The sequence below is a fragment of the Pseudoduganella violaceinigra DSM 15887 genome (assembly GCF_000425385.1).
GTDB classification, from domain to species: Bacteria; Pseudomonadota; Gammaproteobacteria; order Burkholderiales; family Burkholderiaceae_D; genus Rugamonas; species Rugamonas violaceinigra.
Genome location: NZ_KE384359.1, coordinates 274,363 through 295,534, shown reverse-complemented (window position 1 = coordinate 295,534; position 21,172 = coordinate 274,363). Strand labels below are relative to the sequence as shown.

Annotated in this window: 17 protein-coding genes, 1 tRNA gene and 1 pseudogene; 5 read left to right on the top strand and 14 right to left on the bottom strand. The window is 64.2% G+C overall.

Annotation, left to right across the window (positions count from 1 at the left end):
- Nucleotides 1–2: 2 nt before the first annotated feature.
- The 3 genes from H597_RS0126300 to H597_RS0126290 form a co-directional block, all read right to left on the bottom strand.
- A complete protein-coding gene (locus H597_RS0126300; RefSeq protein WP_028104734.1) occupies nt 3–1,577 on the bottom strand; it encodes a (2,3-dihydroxybenzoyl)adenylate synthase in 1,575 nt (524 codons plus the stop codon).
- Nucleotides 1,574–2,686 carry an isochorismate synthase gene (locus H597_RS0126295; protein WP_028104733.1) on the bottom strand — a complete coding sequence of 371 codons (1,113 nt, stop codon included), beginning with the start codon at nt 2,684–2,686 and terminating at the stop codon, nt 1,574–1,576. Before H597_RS0126295 ends, H597_RS0126300 begins: the two co-directional genes overlap by 4 nt.
- An 84-nt stretch (nt 2,687–2,770) precedes the next feature.
- On the bottom strand, nt 2,771–4,720 hold the full coding sequence (locus H597_RS0126290) for a TonB-dependent receptor domain-containing protein (RefSeq protein WP_028104732.1): 1,950 nt from the start codon (nt 4,718–4,720) through the stop codon (nt 2,771–2,773).
- A gap of 127 nt (nt 4,721–4,847) precedes the next feature.
- Here H597_RS0126290 and H597_RS0126285 point away from each other — a divergent pair, with 127 nt between their 5' ends.
- On the top strand, nt 4,848–5,747 hold the full coding sequence (locus tag H597_RS0126285; RefSeq protein WP_028104731.1) for a LysR family transcriptional regulator: 900 nt from the start codon (nt 4,848–4,850) through the stop codon (nt 5,745–5,747).
- Here H597_RS0126285 and H597_RS32585 read toward each other — a convergent pair.
- The gene (locus H597_RS32585) at nt 5,698–6,657 is read right to left on the bottom strand and encodes an alpha/beta fold hydrolase (RefSeq protein ID WP_051294121.1); all 960 of its coding nucleotides are present in this window, start codon (nt 6,655–6,657) and stop codon (nt 5,698–5,700) included. The two genes, H597_RS0126285 and H597_RS32585, sit on opposite strands and share 50 nt — an antisense overlap.
- Nucleotides 6,658–6,817: 160 nt before the next feature.
- Between H597_RS32585 and H597_RS32580 the strand changes: the two are divergent.
- Together H597_RS32580 and H597_RS0126270 are read left to right on the top strand one after the other, a co-directional pair.
- Nucleotides 6,818–7,749: pseudogene (locus H597_RS32580) on the top strand (alpha/beta fold hydrolase).
- Between the two features lie 83 nt (nt 7,750–7,832).
- Nucleotides 7,833–8,153: a hypothetical protein gene (locus H597_RS0126270; RefSeq protein WP_028104730.1), complete on the top strand. Its 321-nt coding sequence runs from the start codon at nt 7,833–7,835 to the stop codon at nt 8,151–8,153.
- Nucleotides 8,154–8,203: 50 nt separating this feature from the next.
- On the opposite strand, the gene H597_RS0126265 is transcribed toward H597_RS0126270, so the two are convergent.
- The 3 genes from H597_RS0126265 to pepN all read right to left on the bottom strand — a co-directional run bounded on the left by H597_RS0126265 (nt 8,204) and on the right by pepN (nt 11,993).
- A tRNA-Thr gene (locus H597_RS0126265) sits at nt 8,204–8,279 on the bottom strand.
- A 67-nt stretch (nt 8,280–8,346) separates the two neighbouring features.
- Complete coding sequence (locus H597_RS0126260; protein ID WP_028104729.1) at nt 8,347–9,354, bottom strand: class 1 fructose-bisphosphatase; 1,008 nt, start codon at nt 9,352–9,354, stop codon at nt 8,347–8,349.
- Nucleotides 9,355–9,377: 23 nt separating this feature from the next.
- Complete coding sequence (pepN, locus tag H597_RS0126255; protein WP_028104728.1) at nt 9,378–11,993, bottom strand: aminopeptidase N; 2,616 nt, start codon at nt 11,991–11,993, stop codon at nt 9,378–9,380.
- Nucleotides 11,994–12,156: 163 nt separating this feature from the next.
- On the opposite strand from pepN, the gene H597_RS0126250 reads away from it, so the two are divergent.
- Nucleotides 12,157–12,798 carry a DUF4136 domain-containing protein gene (locus H597_RS0126250; RefSeq protein ID WP_028104727.1) on the top strand — a complete coding sequence of 214 codons (642 nt, stop codon included), beginning with the start codon at nt 12,157–12,159 and terminating at the stop codon, nt 12,796–12,798.
- Nucleotides 12,785–14,182 (top strand): C13 family peptidase, encoded by a 1,398-nt coding sequence (locus H597_RS32575; RefSeq protein ID WP_051294120.1) that lies wholly within the window; start codon nt 12,785–12,787, stop codon nt 14,180–14,182. The genes H597_RS0126250 and H597_RS32575 overlap by 14 nt, the downstream gene beginning before the upstream one ends.
- Nucleotides 14,183–14,202: 20 nt before the next feature.
- Here H597_RS32575 and H597_RS0126240 read toward each other — a convergent pair whose 3' ends face one another.
- The 7 genes from H597_RS0126240 to H597_RS32560 form a co-directional block, all read right to left on the bottom strand.
- Nucleotides 14,203–14,916, bottom strand: a complete 714-nt coding sequence (locus tag H597_RS0126240) for an alpha/beta hydrolase (protein ID WP_211232087.1) — start codon at nt 14,914–14,916, stop codon at nt 14,203–14,205.
- Between the two features lie 25 nt (nt 14,917–14,941).
- Nucleotides 14,942–15,748: a hypothetical protein gene (locus tag H597_RS32570; protein WP_051294119.1), complete on the bottom strand. Its 807-nt coding sequence runs from the start codon at nt 15,746–15,748 to the stop codon at nt 14,942–14,944.
- Between the two features lie 2 nt (nt 15,749–15,750).
- The gene (locus tag H597_RS0126230) at nt 15,751–16,545 is read right to left on the bottom strand and encodes a YaiO family outer membrane beta-barrel protein (RefSeq protein ID WP_051294118.1); all 795 of its coding nucleotides are present in this window, start codon (nt 16,543–16,545) and stop codon (nt 15,751–15,753) included.
- Complete coding sequence (gene wecB / locus H597_RS0126225) at nt 16,535–17,695, bottom strand: non-hydrolyzing UDP-N-acetylglucosamine 2-epimerase (RefSeq protein ID WP_028104724.1); 1,161 nt, start codon at nt 17,693–17,695, stop codon at nt 16,535–16,537. The genes H597_RS0126230 and wecB overlap by 11 nt, the downstream gene beginning before the upstream one ends.
- Before the next feature lie 15 nt (nt 17,696–17,710).
- Nucleotides 17,711–18,799 carry a bactofilin family protein gene (locus tag H597_RS0126220; RefSeq protein WP_028104723.1) on the bottom strand — a complete coding sequence of 363 codons (1,089 nt, stop codon included), beginning with the start codon at nt 18,797–18,799 and terminating at the stop codon, nt 17,711–17,713.
- Entirely contained in the window at nt 18,796–20,109 is a 1,314-nt protein-coding gene (locus H597_RS32565; RefSeq protein WP_083941304.1) for a glycosyltransferase family 2 protein, read from the bottom strand. Before H597_RS32565 ends, H597_RS0126220 begins: the two co-directional genes overlap by 4 nt.
- A gap of 236 nt (nt 20,110–20,345) precedes the next feature.
- Nucleotides 20,346–21,167 carry a sterol desaturase family protein gene (locus tag H597_RS32560; protein WP_211232086.1) on the bottom strand — a complete coding sequence of 274 codons (822 nt, stop codon included), beginning with the start codon at nt 21,165–21,167 and terminating at the stop codon, nt 20,346–20,348.
- Nucleotides 21,168–21,172: the final 5 nt, after the last annotated feature.

Sequence of the window (21,172 nt, the reverse complement as noted above, 5' to 3'; positions counted from 1 at the left end):
TCTCAATTGGGAATGCGGGCGCGCAGCGCCAGCTTGTCGGTCTTGCCGACCGCCGTCAGCGGCAGCCGGTCCATCATTTCAAAGCGGTCGGGCAGCTTGTAATCGGCTACGCCCAGCCCGCGCAGGTATTTGCGCAGTTCGACGGAACGCAGGCCGTCGGCGCGCGGCACGATGCAGGCGCAGCTCATTTCTCCCAGCATCGGATGCGGCACCGAGATCAGCGCCGCCTGCAGCACGCCGGGATGGCGCAGCAGCAGGTTCTCCACTTCCTCCGCCGCGATCTTCTCGCCGCCGCGGTTGATCTGGTCCTTCACGCGGCCCACCACGCGCAGGTTGCCGTCCGCGCTGCGCTGCACCAGGTCGCCCGTGTGGTAGAAGCCGTCGGCGTCGATCACGCGCGCGTTGTGCTCCGGCGCGCGGTAGTAGCCGCGGAAGGTGTAGGGGCCGCGCGTGGCCAGCATGCCGGTTTCGCCGTCGGCGACCGGGCGGCCGTCCGCGTCCAGCACGCGCACCTCGTCGGCATCGCTCATCGGACGGCCCTGGGTGGTGTAGACCACGTCGTCGGCGTCGTCCAGGCGGGTGTAGTTGACCAGGCCTTCGGCCATGCCGAACACTTGCTGCAAGGCGCAACCCAGTTCCTGCGGCACGCGCCGCGCCAGCGCTTCGGCGAAGCTGGCGCCGCCCACCTGCAGCAGGCCCAGGGACGCCAGCTGCGCGCGGCGCTCCGGCTGCTGCGCCGCTTGCAGCCACAGCGTGACGGCGGACGGCACCAGGGCGGCCATATTCACGCCGTGCCGCTCGATCAGGGCGAAGCAGGCCAGCGGCTCCGGCGCCGTCGCCAGCACCACGGTGCCGCCGGCGTGGAACACGCCCAGCGCGCCCGGAGAGCTGAGCAGGAAGTTGTGCCCGGCCGGCAGCGCGCACAGGAAGCGCGTACCACGGTCCAGGCGGCAGATTTCGGCGCTGCGGCGCACGCTGTAGTAGTAATCGTCGTGGGTGCGCGGGATCAGTTTCGGCGTACCCGTGCTGCCGCCGGACAGCTGGAAGAAAGCCACTTCCGGCGCCGGCGTATGCTGCGGGCGCGGACCGATACCGTGCGCCTGCTCGCGGAAGCCGTCCGGACCCAGTACCATGGTGTGCGGCACGGCCAGTTCGCGCGCAAAGGCGTCGTTGGCGAACAGCGGATGGCTGGCGGAGGCGATCAGCAGCTTCGGTTGCAGCTGCTGCGCATACGCGGACAGCTCCAGGCGCTGGTGGCTGAACAGGGCGTTGACCGGCGCCACGCCCGCCTTCAGCAGGCCGAAGAACGCGATATAGAACTCCGCCACGTTGGGCAGCTGCACCAGCGCCGTATCGCCCATGCCCAGGCCGCGCAGCGCCAGCACCTGCGCCAGGCACTCGGCCTGTTCGTCCAGCTCGCGGTAGCTGAGCATGCGCTCGCCGCAGATGACGGCGATGCCCTGCGGATGTTCGCGCGCCTGGCGTTCCAGGATCTCGGTCAGCGGCAGCCCGCGCCACAGGCCCTGCTCGCGGTAGCGGCGCGCCGCATCATCGGGCCAAGGGGTGAAGGCGATCATGCGGCCTCCCTGGCGGTCAGGGCGCCCAGCATGGTTTGCAGCTTGGCCTGGGTTTCCGCCCACTCGGCATCCGGGCAGGAATCGGCCACGATGCCGGCGCCCGCGAACAGCTGCACGCGGTTGCCGTCCACGCGCCCGCAGCGGATGGTCACGGCCCACTCGCCGTTGCCCTGGTCGTCGCACCAGCCCACCATGCCGGCGAACAGGCCGCGGTCGAAAGGCTCGACCAGGTCGATCAGCTTGCGCGCCAGGCGCGTCGGGAAGCCGCACACCGCCGGCGTCGGGTGCAGGCGGCAGGCCAGTTCCAGCGCGCCCAGCGCGCCGTCGTGCAGGGTGCCTTCGATCGGCGTCGAGAGATGCCACATGGCGGACGTGGACAGCAGCGACGGGTGTTCCGGAATCGACAGCTCGCGGCAGACCGGCGCCAACACACGCCGGATTTCGTCCGTCACCAGGCGATGTTCGTAGGCATCCTTGGCCGAGCGCAGCAGCGCATCCGACACCGCGCGGTCGCGCGCCGGGTCGGCATCGCGCCGCGCGGAGCCCGCCAAGGGATTGGACTCCATGCGCGCGCCTTCCTTGCGCACCAGCAGTTCAGGGCTCACGCCGACCAGCTCCGAGCCGTCCGCCAGCGGCAGCCGGAACTGGAAGCCGGAAGGATTGCGCGCCATCAGGCGCCGGAAGATATCGCCCGCGTCGGCACGGCCCGCCAGCTCGACGTCGAGAAGACGCGACAGCACCGCCTTGCGGATATCGCTCAAACCGAAATTGGCGACGGCCTGGCGCACGCCCTGCTTGAAGCGCTCCTCGCCGGGAATGCTTTGCTCGCGCAGGATGGGCGGCAATTCAACCGCAGCCTCCTGCACCACGCTGGAGCGCTCAATGAATTCCGATACCATGGGCACCACCAGCGCGGACGGCTGGCGGGTATCGAACGGGATGGCGCCCAGCGCCACCGGGTGTGGATTGCCGCGCACGCGCGCACGGCGCAAGGCCGCAGCGACATCGGCCTGCAGACGGCCGGCATCGAATGCCGGCGTGTCGATGCGTTCTGCAACGCCGCTGCCGCGCAGCGAACGGTGCGGCGACAGGAATAAGCTCGTAGCCATGGTCTACCTCGCAAACTATTGGTTGGTTCGCTGGCTCGACGCTGGCTAGGGGGGGGAAGAGGTGGGGCCGCAGCCCCACCGGTGTCAGAAGCCGTACGTGGCGCTGACGTAGTAATTGCGGCCCAGTTCGAAGAAGCTGAAGTCCTTGCTCTTCTTCGCCAGGTCGACGTCGGTCAGGTTCTTGACGCCGGTACGCACGGTCCAGTGCTTGTCGACTTTGGCGGAAACGCCCAGGTCGACGCGGGTGTAGGCCGGCATCTCTTTTTCGGCGTAGAACTGCTTGCCGGTGTAGTGCGCCGACAGCGAAGTCTGGACGCCCGGCAGCACCGTCCAGGCCAGGCTTGCCATGCCCACGTTTTTCGGACGGTTGTCCAGCACCGCGGTGACACCCTTTTCGTTCACATAATCCGCGTTCAGGTGGGTGTAGTTGGCGGTCAGGGTCAGCGACGGCAGCAACTGCACATTGCCTTCCAGCTCGATGCCGTTGGTCTTGGCTTGCGCCACATTGGTCCAATGGCGGGCATTAGCCACCGGATCGTAAGTTGCCACGATCAGGCCGTCCACATCGTTCCTGAATGCCACGGCGGTGAAGTCCCAGGTCTTCTGGTGCATTTCGAAGCCGATTTCGTAATTGGTGCTGGTTTCCGGCGACAACTCCGGATTGCCGGACAGGAAGCAGCTGCCGCCGCAGCTGACGATACGGTATTCCTTGCTCAGCTGATAGGCGTCCGGCGCCTTGAAGGCCTTGCTGATGCCGCCCTTGACGGTCAGCACATCATTGCTTTGCCAGACCAGGTAGCTCTTGGGCGAGAAGTGGCCGCCGAACACGCTGTGGTCGTCGAAGCGGCCCGCCAGCGTCAGGCGCAGGTCCTTGGCCAGGGTCAGTTCATCTTCCAGGAAGACGGCCTTGGTATCGGTGCTTACCTTGCCGGTGTCCAGATAGCTGGCGCCGTCGTGGATCACCTGGCGGCGCAGGTCCACACCGGCCGTCAGGGCGTTGATGCCCAGGGCAGTGCTGCCGTAGAACTTGGCGTAGGTATTGTCTTCCTTCAGGGTGCGCTGCTGCGGCGCATTGTAGCGGGTGTTGAAGTCCTGGATCTCCGCGCTTTCACGGGTGATGTAGGCGGTGGTGTTACCCCAGTCCCAGTTTGCGCGGTGGGTCAGGCCGTAGGTCTTGCGCTCGATGTCCTGGTCGCGGATGTCCTTCGATTCGAAATTGTACGCCGGGTAGAAGGCGTAGTAGTACATCACGCGCGGACGTTTGTCCTTGTTGTAGCCCAGGTCGAAGTCCAGCGACTGGTTCTCCGCCACTTGCCAGGTCAGGGTGCCCGTCAGGTTACTCGCCTTCTTCTCTTCCAGGCGCGGCGTGCGGGTCTTGTCGCTGGCCGGGGTATCCCACCATGCGTCGCGGTCATAGCGCTCGCCGGCCAGGGACAGGCTCACCGTGTCGCTCAGGGCGCCGGAAGCATTCGCGCCAACGCGGTACTGGTCGCCGTCGTAGCCGCTGGCCACGGTGCGGTATTCGCCGGTGACGCTGCCTTTCCACTCCTTGCTGGCCGGCCAGGTGATGATGTTGATCACGCCGCCGATCGCATCAGAGCCGTACAGCGCCGCCATCGGGCCGCGCACGATTTCCACCCGCTTGATGCTGGACAGCGGGACCGAGCTGAAATCGAAATCACCGCCGCGCCACAGGGCGCCCCCGGACGATACGCGCTTGCCGTTCACCAGCATCAAGGTGTACTTGCCGCCCAGGCCGCGGATGCGGATCTCGTCGCGGCCGTTACCGTCGGTCTGGTTGTTCACGCCCACGCTGTCGCGCAGCAGGTCGGCCAGGCCATTGGCCGGCGACTTGGCGATATCTTCCGCCGTCAGGACGGTCGTGAACGCTGGCGCGCCGGCCACGGTATGGGCACGCATCGATGCGGTCACGACGACGACATTACCGTCGCTGGCACCGGCGGCTTCGTCAGCAACTGCGGGGAGGCCGATTGCGGCCAAGCTTGCCGCGAGGAGGGTTTTCGAAAAGGACATAACACGCTTCACGTTTGAAAAAGAACGCAAATGATAATCATTCTCATTCAAACATGCAAGAAGTATAAGGCAAAAAAGTTAATCTGTCATAATTATTAACGGAAACCATCGTGCTGAGAGGAAATAAATGGATCAGATGCACCTGATGACGGTATTCGTGGCGGTAGGCGAGCAGGAGAGTTTTGCCGGCGCCTCGCGCAGCCTGAACATGTCGCCGGCCGCCATCACCCGCGCGGTGGCGGCGCTGGAGGAACAGCTGGGCGCGCAGCTGCTGCAGCGGACCACGCGCAATGTGCGCCTGACCGAGGCGGGCCAGCGCTATCTGGACGACTGCCGCAACATCCTCGCCAGCATCGAGGAAGCCAATGATGCCGCGGCCGGCGTCAATTCCCAGCCAAAGGGCAACCTGTCCGTCACCGCCTCCGTCCTGTTCGGGAAGAGCTTCGTCACGCCCTGCATCGTGCAATTCCTGCAGCAGTACCCCGAAGTCGATGTCAGCGCCTATTTCCTGGACCGCGTGGTCAACCTGCTCGAGGAAGGCATGGATGTCGCGGTCCGCCTGGGCCCCCTGCCCGATTCCAGCATGAGGGCGCTGCGCGTGGGCAGCATGCGGCGCGTGCTGTGCGCCTCACCGGAATATCTCGCCAGGCACGGCGAACCCGGGCACCCGGACGAATTGCCGCGGCATACGATCATCGCCGCCAGCAATATCACGCCGCGCGTGGAGTGGAAGTTCGGCCGCGGCAGCGAGCCCATAACAGTCCGCATGAAACCCCGCTTCACCGTCACCAGCAACGACGCGGCCATTCGCGCCGCAGTCGAGGGGCTGGGCATCTGCCGCCTGCTGTCCTACCAGATGGCCGATGAACTTGCGGACGGCAGGCTGAAAATCCTCCTGCCGGAGTTTGAAGAGGAACCGTGGCCGGTGCATATCCTGCACCGCGAGAGCAAGTACGGCTCCTCCAACGTGCGCAAATTCATCGACCTGCTGGCGCAGCACCTGCGGACGCACCCGCACCTGAACTAAGCTTGCCGAGGAAGGCGCCTGTGATGGCGGCGACTTCATCGAGCTTCGTATCCATCACAAAATGGCCGCCGTCGAGAACATGCACTTCCGCGGACGGGTTATCGCGCTTGAAGGCCTGCGCTCCAGGCACGGTGAAAGCCAGGTCGTGCTTGCCCCAGACGACCAGTGTCGGCAACTGGCGCTGTTTCAGCCAAGCCTGCCATTGCGGATACGCGGCCAGGTTGTGCTGATAGTCGTAAATGAGGTCGGCCTGGATACGCGCCTGGCCGGGACGGTTAAGGTAGGCATATTCGTCCATCCACAGATCCGGGTCATACGCCGCAATATCGGGATCACTGCCGATGTGGCGCGCGCGGGTCGCCGCCACCGACTGGTGCACCGCGATCACGTCCTTCTCATGCGCCTCGCGGTTCGCCCAGAACGGTTTGCGCTTGGCCCACATCGCACCCAGGCCCTCCTCGTACACATTCCCGTTCTGGAACACCAGCGCCTGCACCGCTTCCGGCCGCGCCTGGGCCAGGCGCATGCCTACGGGAGCCCCGTAATCCTGCATCAGCAGCACATAGCGGCGCGCGCCGACCGCATCGGTGAAGTGCTGCATGACGACGGCCAGGTTCTCAAAGGTGTAGGCAAACTTCTGGGGATCTGGCGCATCGCTGTTGCCAAAGCCCGGATAATCCGGCGCGATCAGGTGATAGCGGTCGCCCAGCTTGCGCAGCAGGCCGTCGTACATGCGCGATGAACTGGGAACGCCGTGCAGCAGCAGGACAGCCGGCTTGCTGGCGTTCCCCGCTTCGCGATATGCGATGTTCACGCCGTCCACGTTGACGGAGCGGTAGGCTACCGGCGCCGCATATGCAGGGGCGACGACGGCAAGCGCAATGGCGGCAGAGGCTAACAGGGTTTTCATGGTGTTCTCCAGTGGGTTGTCGATGCCCCTACTCTATCGGCGCCTCGCGCCACGCGGAACTACGCGCAGCGAAATGGATTGTTTCGCTGCGCGTAGTTCCCCCGTACCCGGCGGCTTCCTAAAATCCATCCCATCCAAACCACTGTTGAAGGAAGCGAACATGAAAACCTCTCGCATCGCCGCATCCCTGGTCCTCGCCTTTGCTGGCGCCACCGCCTTCGCCGCACCGGCGGATGTCAGCTATCGCACGGTCAAAGTCGATGGCATCAACATCTTCTACCGCGAAGCCGGGCCGAAAGATGCGCCAACCGTGCTGCTGCTGCACGGCTTCCCGACGTCATCCCAGATGTTCCGCAACCTGATCCCGCAGCTGGCGGACCGCTACCACGTGATCGCCCCCGATTATCCCGGCTTCGGCCAAAGCGATATGCCGGCACCCGATAAATTCGCCTACAGCTTCGACAACCTCGCCGCCGTGGTCGACAAGTTCACCGCCGCGGTCGGCGCATCGACGTACGCCTTGTACGTACAGGACTACGGCGCCCCGATCGGCTTCCGTCTCGCTACTGCGCACCCTGAGCGCGTGTCCGCCATCGTGGTCCAGAACGGCAATGCCTACAACGAAGGCATCGACAACGAATTCTGGGCGCCATTCAAGGCTTACTGGGCCGAAAAATCCGAAACAAACGGCGCCAAACTGAAGCCCTTCTTTGAAATCGGCGCGACCAAATGGCAGTACACGCACGGCGTGCGCGATGCCGGCAAGATCAGCCCCGACGCATGACCGTGGACCAGGCATACATGGACCGCCCGGGCAACAAGGACATCCAGCTCGAGCTGTTCTACAGCTATGGCAGCAACCCGGGACGTTATCCGGAGTGGCAAGCCTATTTCCGCAAACACCAGCCGCCGATGCTGATCGCCTGGGGCAAGAACGACAAGATCTTCCCCGCCGCTGGTGCCGCGCCCTACCTGCGCGACCTGCCGCGAGCCGAGCTTCACTTGCTCGACACCGGCCACTTCGCACTGGAGGAAGACGGCGCGGAAATAGGCAAACTGATGCGCACTTTCCTCGCGCGTAACGTGAAGTAACGCGGCGCTGCGCACGTTCGACGTGCATCAAGCGCGCGCTTTATCGGGTGGCGACAATGGTAGGATCACTTCAAGGAGCCGCCATGGACGCCACTCCCCCGCCAGAGCTCGCCGACCACGAGAAACGCATCGCCAAGCTGGAGAATGCCGTGACAAATCTTTCGTGTGAATTACAGTCGCTACGCTCACATCTCGACGTTCGCTTTGAGCAGGTAGCCGGACACTTCAAACACCTCGAAAATAGCTTGGATAATCTGCGCATCGAATTGCGAGCAGAATTCGAAGCCAAGTTATACGAGGCGATGGAAAAGCTGAATGCACGGATGGACTCGCAGAATCATCTGATCGTCGGACTCCTGATCGCAATTTTTCTCGCGCTTGTGGCGCTGGTCGCAAAGATGTAAAACGAAAAAACCCTGCCAAATCAAAGATTTGACAGGGTTTCTATACGTCCTGGTGCCGGAGATAGGAATCGAACCTACGACCTTCTCATTACGAATGAGCTGCTCTACCAACTGAGCTACACCGGCAAAGAGCCCGGATTATAACAAACAACCTTGCGCGTTCGCTAGTAGCAGAGCGCTATTATTGCAAAAATTACACGCCGGCCTGGTGATAGCTCGTCACCAGGGCCACTTCGTCGCGCGACCCCAGGAAGACCGGCACACGCTGGTGCAGCTTCTCAGGCTGGATGTCGAGGATGCGCTTCTTGCCGTCGGTGGCCATGCCGCCCGCCTGCTCGACGATGAAAGCCATCGGGTTCGCTTCGTACATCAGGCGCAGACGGCCTGGCTTGCTTGGGTCCTTATTGTCGGCCGGGTACATGAAGATGCCGCCGCGGTTCAGGATGCGGTGCACATCGGCCACCATGGAAGCGATCCAGCGCATATTGAAGTCGGTGCCGCGCGGGCCGGTGGAGCCGGCCAGCAGTTCGCCGATGTAACGCTGCACCGGCGCGTGCCAGTGGCGCTGGTTGGAGGCGTTGATCGCGAATTCCTTGGTCTTGGCAGGAATTTGCATATTGCGCTGGGTCAGCACCCACGAACCCATCTCGCGGTCCAGGGTGAAGCAGTTCACGCCGTTACCGGTGGTCAGCACCAGCAGGGTCTGCGGGCCGTACACCGCGTAGCCGGCAGCCACTTGCTTGGCGCCTGGCTGCAGGAAGTCCTGCTCGGTAGGTTCGGTCATGCCGTCCGGCGCCTTCAGCACGGAGAAGATGGTGCCGATCGAGACGTTGACGTCGATGTTGGAGGAGCCGTCCAGCGGGTCGAACACCAGCAGGTATTCGCCTTTCGGGTAGCGGTTAGGGATCGGATGGATGTCTTCCATCTCTTCCGACGCCATCGCCGCCAGGTGGCCGCCCCATTCATTCGCTTCCAGCAGGATTTCATTGGAGATCACGTCCAGCTTCTTCTGGACTTCGCCCTGCACGTTTTCGCTTTCCAGCGCGCCCAGCACCTCGCCCAGGGCGCCCTTGCCGACGCTGTGCGAAATGGTTTTGCAGGCGCGGCCGACCACCTCGATCAGGAGGCGCAGTTCGGCTGGGATGCTGTGGTGCTGGCGTTGTTCTTCAACGAGGTATTGGGTCAGGCTGATACGTTTCATTGTTTCCCTAGGTTTGTGCTTAATTAGTTTGCGAGCGCCTTGCTCACCACTTCCATGACGTCGTTCGACAGCTTGGTGGCTGCGGCGACTTTTTCCAGCGCGTGGCGCATATGGACTTGCAGCGCCGGCGCGTAACGGCGCCAGCGGTCCATGCTGCGCGCCAGGCGGGCGGCCACTTGGGGGTTCAGGGCGTCGAGCTTGATCACGTGCTCGGCCCAGAATTCGTAGGCGCTGCCGTCGGCGGCGTGGAATTGCGATGGGTTCTGGTTGCAGAAGCTGAACAGCAGGCTGCGCGCGCGGTTCGGGTTTTTCAGTGTGAAGGCTGGATGCTTCATCAGCTCGCGCACCTTAGCCACATTGGTGTGCGGCGCCGCACCCTGCATGGCGAACCATTTGTCGACCACCAGCGCTTCGCCCTTGAAGTCCTTGTAGAAGGCATCGAGCTGCTTGCCGGCGTCGGCGCCGCTGTGGATCAGGGCGGACAGCGCGGCGGCAAGGTCGGTCATATTGCTGGCGGCGGCGAACTGCTCGCTGGCCAGCTTGACCGCTTCGGCGTTCGGCTGCACCAGCAGGTAGGCCAGTGCCACGTTTTTCAGGCCGCGCTTGCCGGCCGAGACGGCGTCGGGGCTGTAGGCGCCCGGGGTGGCATTGTCGGCATATACCTGCAGCAGTTCGGCGCGCAGCGCTTCACCGATGGCGTGGCGCATGAATTGGCGCGCACTGTGGATGGCTTGCGGATGCACCACTTCCATCCGTTCCGCGATGATGGTTTCCGACGGCAGGATCAGGCACTGCTCGCGGAAGGCGGCATCCAGTTCCTTATCCGCCAGCACGGCGCGCAGTGCGCCGATATAGGTGTCGTCCAGCTTGAGCGGCTTGTTGTCCAGCACGGCCTTGGCCAGCGACAGCAGGCGCTCCATGGCCAGGCGCTGGCCGGCTTCCCAGCGGTTGACCGCGTCGCTGTCGTAGCGGAACAGGTGCAGCAGTTCGTCGTCGGTGTACGGATATTCCAGCACCACCGGCGCGGAGAAGTCGCGCAGGATCGATGGTACCGGCGCTTCGGCCACGCCCTCGAAGCGGAAGGTCTGTTCGGCCTTGGTCAGCTCCAGCACCCTGGTCGGGATAAGGTCCTTGCCGTGTCGGTCCAGCAGGCCCACCGCGACCGGAATGTGGAATGGCTGCTTCTCGGCCTGGCCCGGCGTTGCGGGACAGGACTGGCGCAGCGTCAATTCATACACCTGTTTGGCGCCGTCATGACGGCCGCTTGCGCTGAGCACCGGTGTGCCTGCCTGGCTGTACCAGCGCTCGAACTGTTTCAGGTCGCGCTGATTGGCGTCCGCCATCGCGGCGCGGAAATCGTCGCATTGCACGGCTTGGCCGTCATGCCGTTCGAAGTACAGGTCCATGCCCTTGCGGAAGCCTTCGCGGCCCAGCAAGGTCTGGTACATGCGCACCACTTCGGCGCCTTTTTCGTACACGGTCACCGTGTAGAAGTTGTTGATCTCGACGAAGGAATCGGGACGCACCGGGTGCGCCATCGGGCCCGCGTCTTCCGGGAACTGGGCCTGGCGCAGCGTGCGTACCTGGTCGATCCGCGTCACGGCGCGGCCGCTGTCGGTGCCGATCATGTCGGAGCTGAATTCCTGGTCGCGGAAGACGGTCAGGCCTTCCTTCAGCGACAACTGGAACCAGTCGCGGCAAGTGACGCGGTTGCCGGTCCAATTATGGAAGTACTCGTGGCCCACCACGGCTTCGATGCCGGAGTAGTCGATATCGGTCGCGGTGCGCGAGTTGGCCAGGACGAACTTGGTGTTGAAGATGTTCAGGCCCTTGTTCTCCATCGCGCCCATATTGAAGTCGCTCACCGCGACGATCATGAAGCGGTCCAGGTCCAGTTCCAGGCCCCAGCGCTCTTCGTCCCAGCGGATGGAATTCTTCAGCGACTGCATGGCGTAGTCGGTCTTATCGAGGTTGCCCTCCTCCACCCACACCTGCAGCAGCACTTCGCGGCCGGACTTCAGCGTGTATTTCTCTTCCTGGCATACCAGGCGCGCGGCCACCAGGGCAAACAGGTAGGACGGTTTCTTGAACGGGTCTTCCCACTTGGCGTAATGGCGGCCGTCGTCCAGGTCGCCCTCTTCCAGCAGGTTGCCGTTGGAGAGCAGTACCGGGTATTGCTGCTTGTCCGCGCGCAGCATCACGGTATAGCGCGCCATCACATCGGGGCGGTCGGGGAAATAGGTGATGCGGCGGAAGCCCTCGGCCTCGCACTGGGTGTAGAAACCGCTGCCCGAGGTGTACAGGCCGGAAAGCGTGGTGTTCTCGACCGGGGCGCAAGTGGTTTCGATTTCCAGCAGCACATCGGCCGGAGCATTGCGGATGGTCAGGGTATTGTTGCCAATAATATATTGGCCCGGATTCAGCGCTTCACCGTTCATGCGCAGGGCCACCAGCTCGATCGCCTCGCCGTGCAGCACCAGATCGCGGCTCTTGCTGGCCGGATTATGGCGCAGTTGAACGCGGTTGGCGACGATGGTGCAGTCGGGATCGAGGTCAAAGCCCAGTTCCACGGTATCCACCAGGTAGCTGGGCGGGGTGTAATCCTTGCGGTAAATCGTTTGCGGGCTGTCGGTACGCATGGTTTGGGCGAGCGGAGACAAAGAAGGCTATTTTACCAATACCGCGCACCGGGTACGCCCGATTCTTTTCCGGTAGCCCGCCGTGGGTAACATTCTGTAATAATTAGGTGAAAGGCATGTTGCCGGATTAAACTGACATCTACGTAGAAACAGGAGTTTTGCCATGAGAGCCCTAGCCATTTTGGTGGCGGCCACCGGTCTGTTGCTGAGCGGCTGTGCCACGACCCTGCGCAGTAACGTCACGGTCTTCCACGAGTGGCCGAGCGACCTGCAGGACAAATCGTATACCTTCGAAACGCCGTCACCCGGCGAAGATACTCTGGAATTCCGCAGCTACCAGAACCTGGTGGGCGGCGAACTGGCCAAGCTGGGCTTCACCCAGGCTGCCAGCGCTCGGGACGCCAAACTGCGCGTCGGTATGCAGTTCAGCACCGTCGACCGCCCGGTCAAGGTCCTGACCGCGACCGATCCCTGGATGTATGGCCCGGGCCCGTGGGGCTACTATCCGCGCTGGGGCTACTACCCTTACCGCTACTATGGCTACTACGGTTTCCACCGCCCCTACTACGATCCGTGGATGTGGGGCCCGATGGAATTCCGCGAAACCATCCAGCACAACTATGACCGCAACCTGCATGTGACCATCAACAACCTGCAGGGCAAGAAACTGTTCGATGTAACGGTACAAAACACCAGCCGCAAGCAATCGACGCCGATGGTGATGCCGGCGCTGGTACAAAGCGCTTTCACGGGCTTCCCGGGCGAAAGCGGAAAGGCAAAGCGCGTAGATCTTGAACTTCAATAACAACGGCCGCGATCTCTGGCGGTGGCTGCGCGCAGGCGCATCCACCGCCTTTTTCCGTTCTCCGCGCTGGGACGGCCTTGCGCATACGGACGCCAACCTGGTTCTGACGCTGGTGCTGCTGGTGCTGTCCCAAACGGTCATTTTCCAGCGCCTGTATGTCCAGGGCCCGGCCCAGTTCTACTGGCAAGCCATAGCATATGGCTGGCTGCCTTTCGCCCTGCTTCCGTTCTACGCCTTGCTGGTACGCGGCACGGGGCCGAGCGGGCGTCCGGGCGCGGCGCCCGACCTGGCGGCCCTGGTGACCATGCTGCTGTCGCAGACCGTCTGGCTGAACCTGTTGCTCAACCTGTTCCTGTTCAGCATGTGGGCCGGCAAGGCCGATAAGTGGTCGACGCGCTACCTGGGACCATGGGGTGCCTGGATCTTATGGGGTATCCCGGTCACCTTGTTCGTGCTGTCGCAACTGACCCTGCTGGCGCGTGCTGGACGGGGCAGGCGCTGGCCACTGGCAGTGACGGCCGTCATGATGGCGGGGGTGGTGGCGCTGGGGGTGTCGGCACGGCACCCGGACTTCTGGTATCCAGAAAAGGATTCGGCCGATAACGAGGACGCGCCGGAGCGGTACCTGAAACTGACGGCGGAAATGATGGAGGCGCAGCCGGCGCTGCTGTCGCGCCAATTGGCGGCGTTGGCGCCGCAGCGGCCGGGCAAAGTCGACATGTATGCGCTGACCTTCGCCCCCTATGGCGACGAAGTGTTCCGGCGCGAAAGCCAGATGGTGGCCGACGTGATGTCCGCGCGTTTCGACACCGGCGGCCGTACCGTGCAGTTTGTGAACCACGTCAAAACCGCCGACAAGCTCCCCTGGGCCACCACGCTGAACCTGCGGCGTGCGATCCGCAGCGTGGCGCGCACCATGGACAAGGACGAAGACGTGCTGTTCGTCTACCTTACCTCGCACGGAGCGCGCGAAGGGCGGTTGGCGGCCGACTTCTGGCCGTTCGAATTGACCGAGCTGACGCCGGCCATGCTGCGCAAATTCCTGGACGATGCGGGCATCAAACACCGGGTGATTGCGGTATCGGCCTGCTATTCCGGCAGCTGGATCCCGGCCCTGAAAGACGATGCGACCATGGTGCTGACGGCGGCCGATGCCAACCATACTTCATATGGCTGCGGCTACAAGTCCGAATTGACTTACTTCGGCCGCGCCATGTTCGACGAGCAGCTGCGCAGCCACACCCGCTCCTTCGAGGAAGCCCATGCAGCGGCCCGTGAAGTGATACGCAAGCGCGAAATCGAAGCGGGCAAGGATGACGGCTACTCCAACCCGCAGCTTTCGGTGGGCCCCGCCATCCGCGCCAAGCTCGCTGCGTTTCAGTGACCATAGCCCTGGCCGAAAGGTCAATCTGTTTTCAGGGCGCGCAGGGAAATGTCGTTGTGGCCGACGCCGGGCACAAGATGGAAGGTGGCAACTCCTGAACGGAAGCTGCGATACAGCGCCTCGCTGCTGGTACGCGGAATCACCTCGTCGCGCTCGGCGGCCAGGATGGTGGTGGGGGCATTGATCCGCGGCGCATAAGCGGCGGAGTCATACCGGTCGCGCAGCAGCAGGCGCACCGGCAGCCAGCGGAAGTGATGCGAGGCCACCTCGCCCATGCTGTCGTAAGGCGTGACCAGCACCAGCCGGTCGGCCGGACGCAAACTCGCCAGGCGCGTGGCGACGCCGCTGCCAAGGCTGCGCCCGACCAGCGTTACCTGCGGGTGCCGCGCGCGCACATACTCATACAGGGCCAGCGCGTCGGCGGACAAGCCCTCCTCGGTCGGCTCGCCCGGTGTGGCGCCGTAGCCGCGGTAGTGCATCAGGTACAGCGACTGGCCGGGAAACACGGCTTGCAATTCCGGCAGGCTGTATCCGACCGCCTCCGCGTTGCCGCCAAAATAGATCACGGCGGCGGGTCCGGGACGCTCGTCAACGGTGGCGCCAACGCGCGCACCGCCGCCCAGATCGAGCACCCTGCCGCCTTCAAACGCCTGCGGGAAATAGAGCATGCTGCGCTGGCGGAAAAACACCAGGGCACATGCCGCGGTGTAGACCACAAGCAGGAGGAGGAGCATTGAAATCGCCATACGCATGGCCGGCCTACGCGCGCGCATCCGGCCGCCCCCAGCTCATGCCCCAGGAATACAAGGCGACGAACATCATCACATCCATGAAGATGCCGAACACCAGATATAGCAAAGGCAGGAACAACAGCGTCATATGGTGAAGCACGTAAGCGTGCAGCAGGTATTGCATGGGAAAGGCCAGGATGAAATAGGCCAGTATACAGACAGTCAATCCAACCTTGCGCCACAAAGCGAATCCGAAGACGTAATACGTCGCACCCAGGCCCCACGGCATCATGAACAGGAAGATCAGGGCCATGGTCAGCGCATCGCCGATATAGCGCCCCGCATCGTAAGGGAATTCGCCCGGAAAGAAGTGGAAGAACAGCAGCGCGGTGGCCTGCACCAGCAGGCAGGCGCGCAGGATGTACTGCAAGGGCAGGAAGCGGTCGCGCGATACGGCGAAGCTGGCCAGCAAGGCCAGCACGCTGGCTGCCAGTGTGATCCACCACAGCTGGTTTCCAGGTTCGCCGGCCGGGAGCAAAGGGTATGGCAGATCAAGGTAGTAGGCGCCCAGGTCGATCTGGCGCACGCCCACGCTACCCACGGGCGCAATGCGCGGCAGCCAGAACTCGAAGATGCCGCGCCACAGCGCAAGGATCGGCGACAGCAGGCAAAGCAGCACGGCAGTGAACACGATCGGCAGCGCCAGCGAGCCAAGCAGGTTGCTGCGGCTTAGCTTGATCTGGTACATCGAACGGTGCATCTGAATCGCGCTGCCGCCGAAGCCGCGGAAGCGCAGGTCGTCGATCTTGCGCTGCCAGGTATGCAGTTGCTTCAAGCTCAGAATTCCTTGAACAGGGCCGCTTCCAGGCCGCGGCGGTTGTAGAACGGGTTGTGATAAGCCTCGGCGCGCAGCTGGAAGCCGTAATCCGGGGCCAGCCATTTGCGCCAGGTGCCGCTGAACACATTGCTGCGGAAGTTGACCAGCAGGTCGGCCGTTCCGGCGCCGATATACTGGTAGGCCTCCTCGCCCGTATCGTAGCGCAGCGAGAGGTACTGCTGCTTATCGTAGCCCCAGGTCATGGCCACGTATTTGGAGTTGGCCATGACGCCGCCCGGATTGCTGCGGTTGATGCGGGTGCCGCCTTGCAGCACCAGTGCATTGGGCAGGTACCATGACAAGCCAAGCAACAGGCTGCGGTCGCGGTGGCCGTCGCGCGCGTTGACTGCCGTCAGTCCGAGCGTGGCGATCACATTGCGTTCGGCGCCCAGTTTGCGGTTGATCACCGCGTCGCCCCTTCCCTGCGGGTAGAAAAAGCCGCTGCCGGAGCTGGCCGCCAGGCTGCCGTACCAGTCTTCATTGAACACATGCGAGACGCCGCCCACCACCAGCGTGCCGTGCGCGCCGAACTGCCTGGCATTGACCAGGTCCGCATTCCACACGGTGGCGTCGGAAGTGCGCAGCGTTCCGCGCACGAATTGCTGGTTCCAGTTGCCGTAGCCGTCGGACAGGCTGTGGTGCAGCAGGCCCGCTTCAACCGTGCCGCTGGATCCGCCCTGCGCTGCGGCGCCGCCTGCCGCCATGGCCAGCAGCATCGCCAGCCAGGACGAATGCGTGGAAAACTTATGAGTCATTCATGCTCCGTATCAGAATGTCCTTGATGCGTTCGGCCGCAAAGCCGTCGCCAAATGGATTAGGGGCGTTGCGCATCGCCGCATACGCCCTGTCGTTGCCGCGCAATTCATCGACCGCGCCGACAATGGCGGCGCCCTCGGTGCCAATCAGGCGCCCGCCGCCGCTGGCCACCAGCTCCGGCCGCTCCGTCGTTTCGCGCAGCACCAGCACCGGCACCTGCAGGCAGGCCGCTTCCTCCTGGATGCCGCCGGAATCGGTCAGCACCAGCCAGGACTGGCGCAGCAGCTGCAGCGTGGTCGAGTAGTTCAGGGGCTTGGTCAGGAAGATGCGTTCCGCGATTTCATCCGGCAGGTCGGTGAACACTTCGTCCACCGTGGCGCGGATCCTGGGATTGCTGTGCACCGGCCAGACAATCACCAGGTCTTCGTCGGCCAGCAGCAGCTGGCGCACAGTGGTCGAAATCGACATCAGCGGCCGCCCTAGGTTTTCCCGGCGGTGCGCCGTCAGGAACACCAGGCGGCGTCCCGGCAGCACGTGGCGCAGTCCGCGCAGCTGGCTGCCGGACAATTCGTCCGGGTTGTCCAGCAAGTCGGGCGAGGTGGTGGCCAGGCGCACCGCGTCGACAATCGTATTGCCGACCATGTGGATGCGCTCGTCCTCGATATTCTCGTTCAGCAGGTTCTGGCGCGCATTCCCCGTCGGCGCGAAGTGCCAGTCGGCCAGCCGCCCTATCAGCTCGCGGTTCTTCTCTTCCGGGAAAGGGTTGTAGCGGCTGTGCGAGCGCAGGCCGGCTTCCACGTGTCCCACTCGAATGTGCTGGTAGAACGCCGCCAGCGCAGCCATGGCGGCGCTGGCGGTATCGCCATGCACCAGCACCGCGCCCGGCTTGACGGCTTCGAACGCCGCGCCCAGCTTTTCCAGCAGCATGGCCGACAAGTGGTGCAGCGCATCCGATGTGCGCTGCAGCGGCAGGCTGTAATCGGGCAGGATCTTGAAGAATTTGTACATCGGGTCGGCCATGTCTTCGTGCTGGCCGGTGTGCAGCAGCAGCGGCTCGAGCCCGTCCTGCTTCAGCGCGTAATAGACCGGCGCCATCTTGATGATTTCGGGCCGGGTGCCCATGCAGAGGAGGATGGTATTGTTGGCCAATGCGGTCTCCTGTTTTCAGCTGTGGGTGGCGGCGGGAACCACATAGCCAAGTTCCCGCGCCCATACCGTGCCGTGCGCCAGCGTGCCTTCGTGCACGCGGATCTCCAGCGCCGTCACCGTGGTTTCGACGGCCGGCGAACCCAGCACCGTACCGGCCTCGATTTCGATGGTCTTCTCGCACACCAGCGGACCGCGGATGACGCATCCCCGGCCGATGAACATATTGCCGCCGCAAACCAGCGCGCCATCGATGCGGCTCCCCTCCCCCACACGCAGGTCGCCATGGCATTTGATACTGCCTTCCACCAGCCCATGGGCCCCCACCGTCATGCCGCCTAGCGCCACCAGGCTGCCCTGGTGCATGCTGGCCGGCGGCAGTTCCAGGTCGCCGCCAGCCAGCCACCGTCCGGCCGCATCGTCCAGCAGCGCTGCGGGGCGGCGCAGCGGCTGGCGTGCCTCAGGCTGCGGCAGCGGCGCCGGCAGCGCGTCGCCGAAGCGGATCGCCGGCGCGTGCATGCGGCCGAAGCGGGTTTCCCCGTGCAGCAGCAGCTCCTGGTTGGCCGAGACGCGGCCGAACAGGCGGGCATGCCTGCTGGCCGTCAAGCGGGTATCGCTGTGCGCCCAGCGCAGCACATCGCATTGTTCGCCCAGCGTAATGTCGCCGCGCGCCAGCAAGGCCCGGAAGGAGTTGCCGCTGCCGGTGCGCAGCGCGCCGGCGGAAAACACTTCCTTCTCGTAGAGCAGGTCCTGGTCCAGTTCCAGGGCGCCGGTGCCGAGCACCAGGTGGGCCACGGTCTGCGCCGCCCGCTCCTGCGCCGTAATGACCGGCCCGGCGCCGGCGGCCACCAACTGATAGCGGTCGCCCGTCGGCAGGCGTCCGCTGCGCGCCACCGCCGCCGTGCCGGCCGATTGCGCCAGTTCGGCAAACTGCTCGTTCAGGAAATGCCGGAAGCGGTTCGCGAAATGCTTGATATTGCCGTCGTATTCGCGCACGACTTTCAGCGGCAGCGCATCGCGCCGGGCGCGCCATTCCGCCAGCGCCGGCAGCAGCGGCAGCAGGAACAGCAAGGCCTGGCAGGCAAGGAACAGCAGCATCCAGCTCATGCTTCGCGCTCCGGGCGCCGGTAGCGCGCGGTCTTGTCCCATTCCAGCTTGCGCTTGAAGATCCAGTCGAACACCAGTTGCCTGAAGGTGGCGATGGTGATCGAGAGCAGGCTGACCAGGAAGCCGAAGTAATTGAGCGGCATCAGGCGGATGCGCTCACGGCTGCCATCCAGGTAGACGGCGGCGCCGATCTCGAAGAAGGCGGCAAAATTGCCCAGCGCGCTGTAGGACATCAGGCAGAACAGCGCCAGCACCCCGGTCAGCCAGTGATTGGCATCGGCGTAGAACAGGATGATGGCCAGCGCCCAGCCGGCCAGCAGGATCGGCGACATCGCGAATACGCCCAGCAGCAGCAAGCCGTCGACCTTCTCGCGCAGCGATACCTTATCGCTCGCCAGCAGCGCGCCCGCGTAGCGGAAGGCGGCCTGGTTGTGGCCTTTCGACCAGCGCATGATCTGGCGTACCCGCACCGGCCAGGTTTCCGGCACTTCCTCATAGCATTCGGAGCGATTCTGGTAGGCGGTCTTCCAGCCGCTTAACAGCAGGCGGTAGGTCAGGTCGGTATCCTCGGCCAGGGCATCCTCATGCCAGCCGCCGATCGCTTCCAGCGCGCTACGCCGTACACCGCCCACGGTACCGCCATACTGCGGCACCAGCGACAGGTTCATGCGCGCCTGCTGGTCGACCTGATAGCCGCCGGAACGCTCCATATCGAGCAGGCGGGTCAGCAGGTTGCTGCCGGTATTGAGCGGCACCACACGGCCCATGACGGCGCCAATTTCCGGGTCGAAGAAAGGCGCCACCAGCTGGCGCAGCAGGCCGCGGCCGGGCACATAGTCGGCGTCGAACACGATCAGGATGTCGCTCTCGACCAGCGCCGTGGCGTCCTTCAGTGCGGCGGCCTTGCCCGGCTTGCCCTCGCTGCGGTGGAAAGGCGTGATGCGGCCCGGGTTGGCGGCGGAAATCTCGTCGATGATGCGGCGCGTGTCGTCGGACGAGCGGTCGTTGACCGGCATGATGCGCAGGCGCTCGCGCGGGTAGTCCACGTCCAGCAGGGCGCGCAGGGAATCGGCAATCACGGCCTGTTCATTGTGCGCGGCCACCAGCACCGTCACGCTCGGCCAGTTGCCGCTGTCGACGTCGAGATAAGGGTGGCGCTGCTTGCCGAACAGGCGGTTGAAGGTGAAGTAGTAGTGCCGCACCGTGTACAGCAGCACCAGCGCGATCACGGCCCATAGCAGGTACAGCAGGATGGTCAGCGTGCGGGAACTGAGTACCGTGCGATGGCGCGATTCGACCTGGTCGCGCATGGCGATCCAATCGCCGCGCTGGGATTTTTTGTGGAAGGCCGAGGTGGGGCTCAGGCTGAACGCCGCTTCAGCCTGCGCCGCCGGCGCCGCAGGTGCAGCCAAGGCCAGCGACAGGGACAGGGACAGCCACCACCCGGCAAGCACCGCGAGAACCTGCAGGATGAAGCAGCGTCGTACTGTCATCGGATAAGCCCCCGCCGTGTCGGCGAACATGGTCGATGGCCCATTCTAGCAAATCAGCTTTCGGTCCGGTCAAGCGCTGTGGATGCCGCGGCCGGGGCGAAGGGCGCAGCCAGTTGCCCGCCCAGGTCGCTGGCCACCGGCGTATCGGTACCGTAGTCGGCAGGCCAGGTGCGCGGCAGGTAATAGGTGCCAAAGATTCGGTCCAGCAGCGGCAGCATGGCGGCGAAGTTGCGGTCGATATGCTCGTGCCGCGTATGGTGCCAGTGGTGGAAGGCCGGCGTCGACAGCAGCCATTCCAGCGGACCAAGGCGCACGCGAATGTTCGAATGGATGAAAAATCCCCACACTGAGCCCAGCAGGATCACCGCCACCGGGGTAGCGCTACCGGCCACGCTGGGCCCGGCAAGGCCGAGCACATACAGTGGCAGCAAGCCGCAAAAACGCACGAACAGCAGGTCGACTGGATGGGCGCGGGTATTGGTCAGGAAATAGACATGGGTCGGGCTGTGGTGCACCGCATGGAAACGCCACAGCAGCGGCCAGCGATGGGCCAGGCGGTGCGCCCAGTAAGCGCACAGGTCGCTGACCAGCAAGGCCAGCAGCAGACGCGCTGCCAGCGGCAATGCCGACAGGGTGGTCGGCACGGCGGCCGGCACGATGCTGCGCGACAGCTGCGCGGCCAGCGCCATGGGCACGGCCAGCAACAGCATCGGCAGCAGGCTATTGGCGAAGTAATAGAACAGGTCCGGCCAGCGCTGCCGCTCCCCCGCTTCCTCCTGGTGCACCGCGAAACGGCGCTCCAGGGGCAGGAAGATGGCGCACAGCAGGCACAGCCAGAGCACCAGCCGCAGGACCTGTTCGGCGATGGCTGCCAAGGCGG

Bases quoted from the DNA above. Each gene is read 5' to 3' on its own strand.
- H597_RS0126300 (WP_028104734.1), bottom strand. From the start codon at position 1,577: ATGATCGCCTTCACCCCTTGGCCCGATGATGCGGCGCGCCGCTACCGC.
- H597_RS0126295 (WP_028104733.1), bottom strand. From the start codon at position 2,686: ATGGCTACGAGCTTATTCCTGTCGCCGCACCGTTCGCTGCGCGGCAGC.
- H597_RS0126290 (WP_028104732.1), bottom strand. From the start codon at position 4,720: ATGTCCTTTTCGAAAACCCTCCTCGCGGCAAGCTTGGCCGCAATCGGC.
- H597_RS0126285 (WP_028104731.1), top strand. From the start codon at position 4,848: ATGGATCAGATGCACCTGATGACGGTATTCGTGGCGGTAGGCGAGCAG.
- H597_RS32585 (WP_051294121.1), bottom strand. From the start codon at position 6,657: ATGAAAACCCTGTTAGCCTCTGCCGCCATTGCGCTTGCCGTCGTCGCC.
- H597_RS0126270 (WP_028104730.1), top strand. From the start codon at position 7,833: ATGGACGCCACTCCCCCGCCAGAGCTCGCCGACCACGAGAAACGCATC.
- H597_RS0126260 (WP_028104729.1), bottom strand. From the start codon at position 9,354: ATGAAACGTATCAGCCTGACCCAATACCTCGTTGAAGAACAACGCCAG.
- pepN (WP_028104728.1), bottom strand. From the start codon at position 11,993: ATGCGTACCGACAGCCCGCAAACGATTTACCGCAAGGATTACACCCCG.
- H597_RS0126250 (WP_028104727.1), top strand. From the start codon at position 12,157: ATGAGAGCCCTAGCCATTTTGGTGGCGGCCACCGGTCTGTTGCTGAGC.
- H597_RS0126240 (WP_211232087.1), bottom strand. From the start codon at position 14,916: ATGCTCCTCCTCCTGCTTGTGGTCTACACCGCGGCATGTGCCCTGGTG.
- H597_RS0126230 (WP_051294118.1), bottom strand. From the start codon at position 16,545: ATGACTCATAAGTTTTCCACGCATTCGTCCTGGCTGGCGATGCTGCTG.
- H597_RS0126220 (WP_028104723.1), bottom strand. From the start codon at position 18,799: ATGAGCTGGATGCTGCTGTTCCTTGCCTGCCAGGCCTTGCTGTTCCTG.
- H597_RS32565 (WP_083941304.1), bottom strand. From the start codon at position 20,109: ATGCGCGACCAGGTCGAATCGCGCCATCGCACGGTACTCAGTTCCCGC.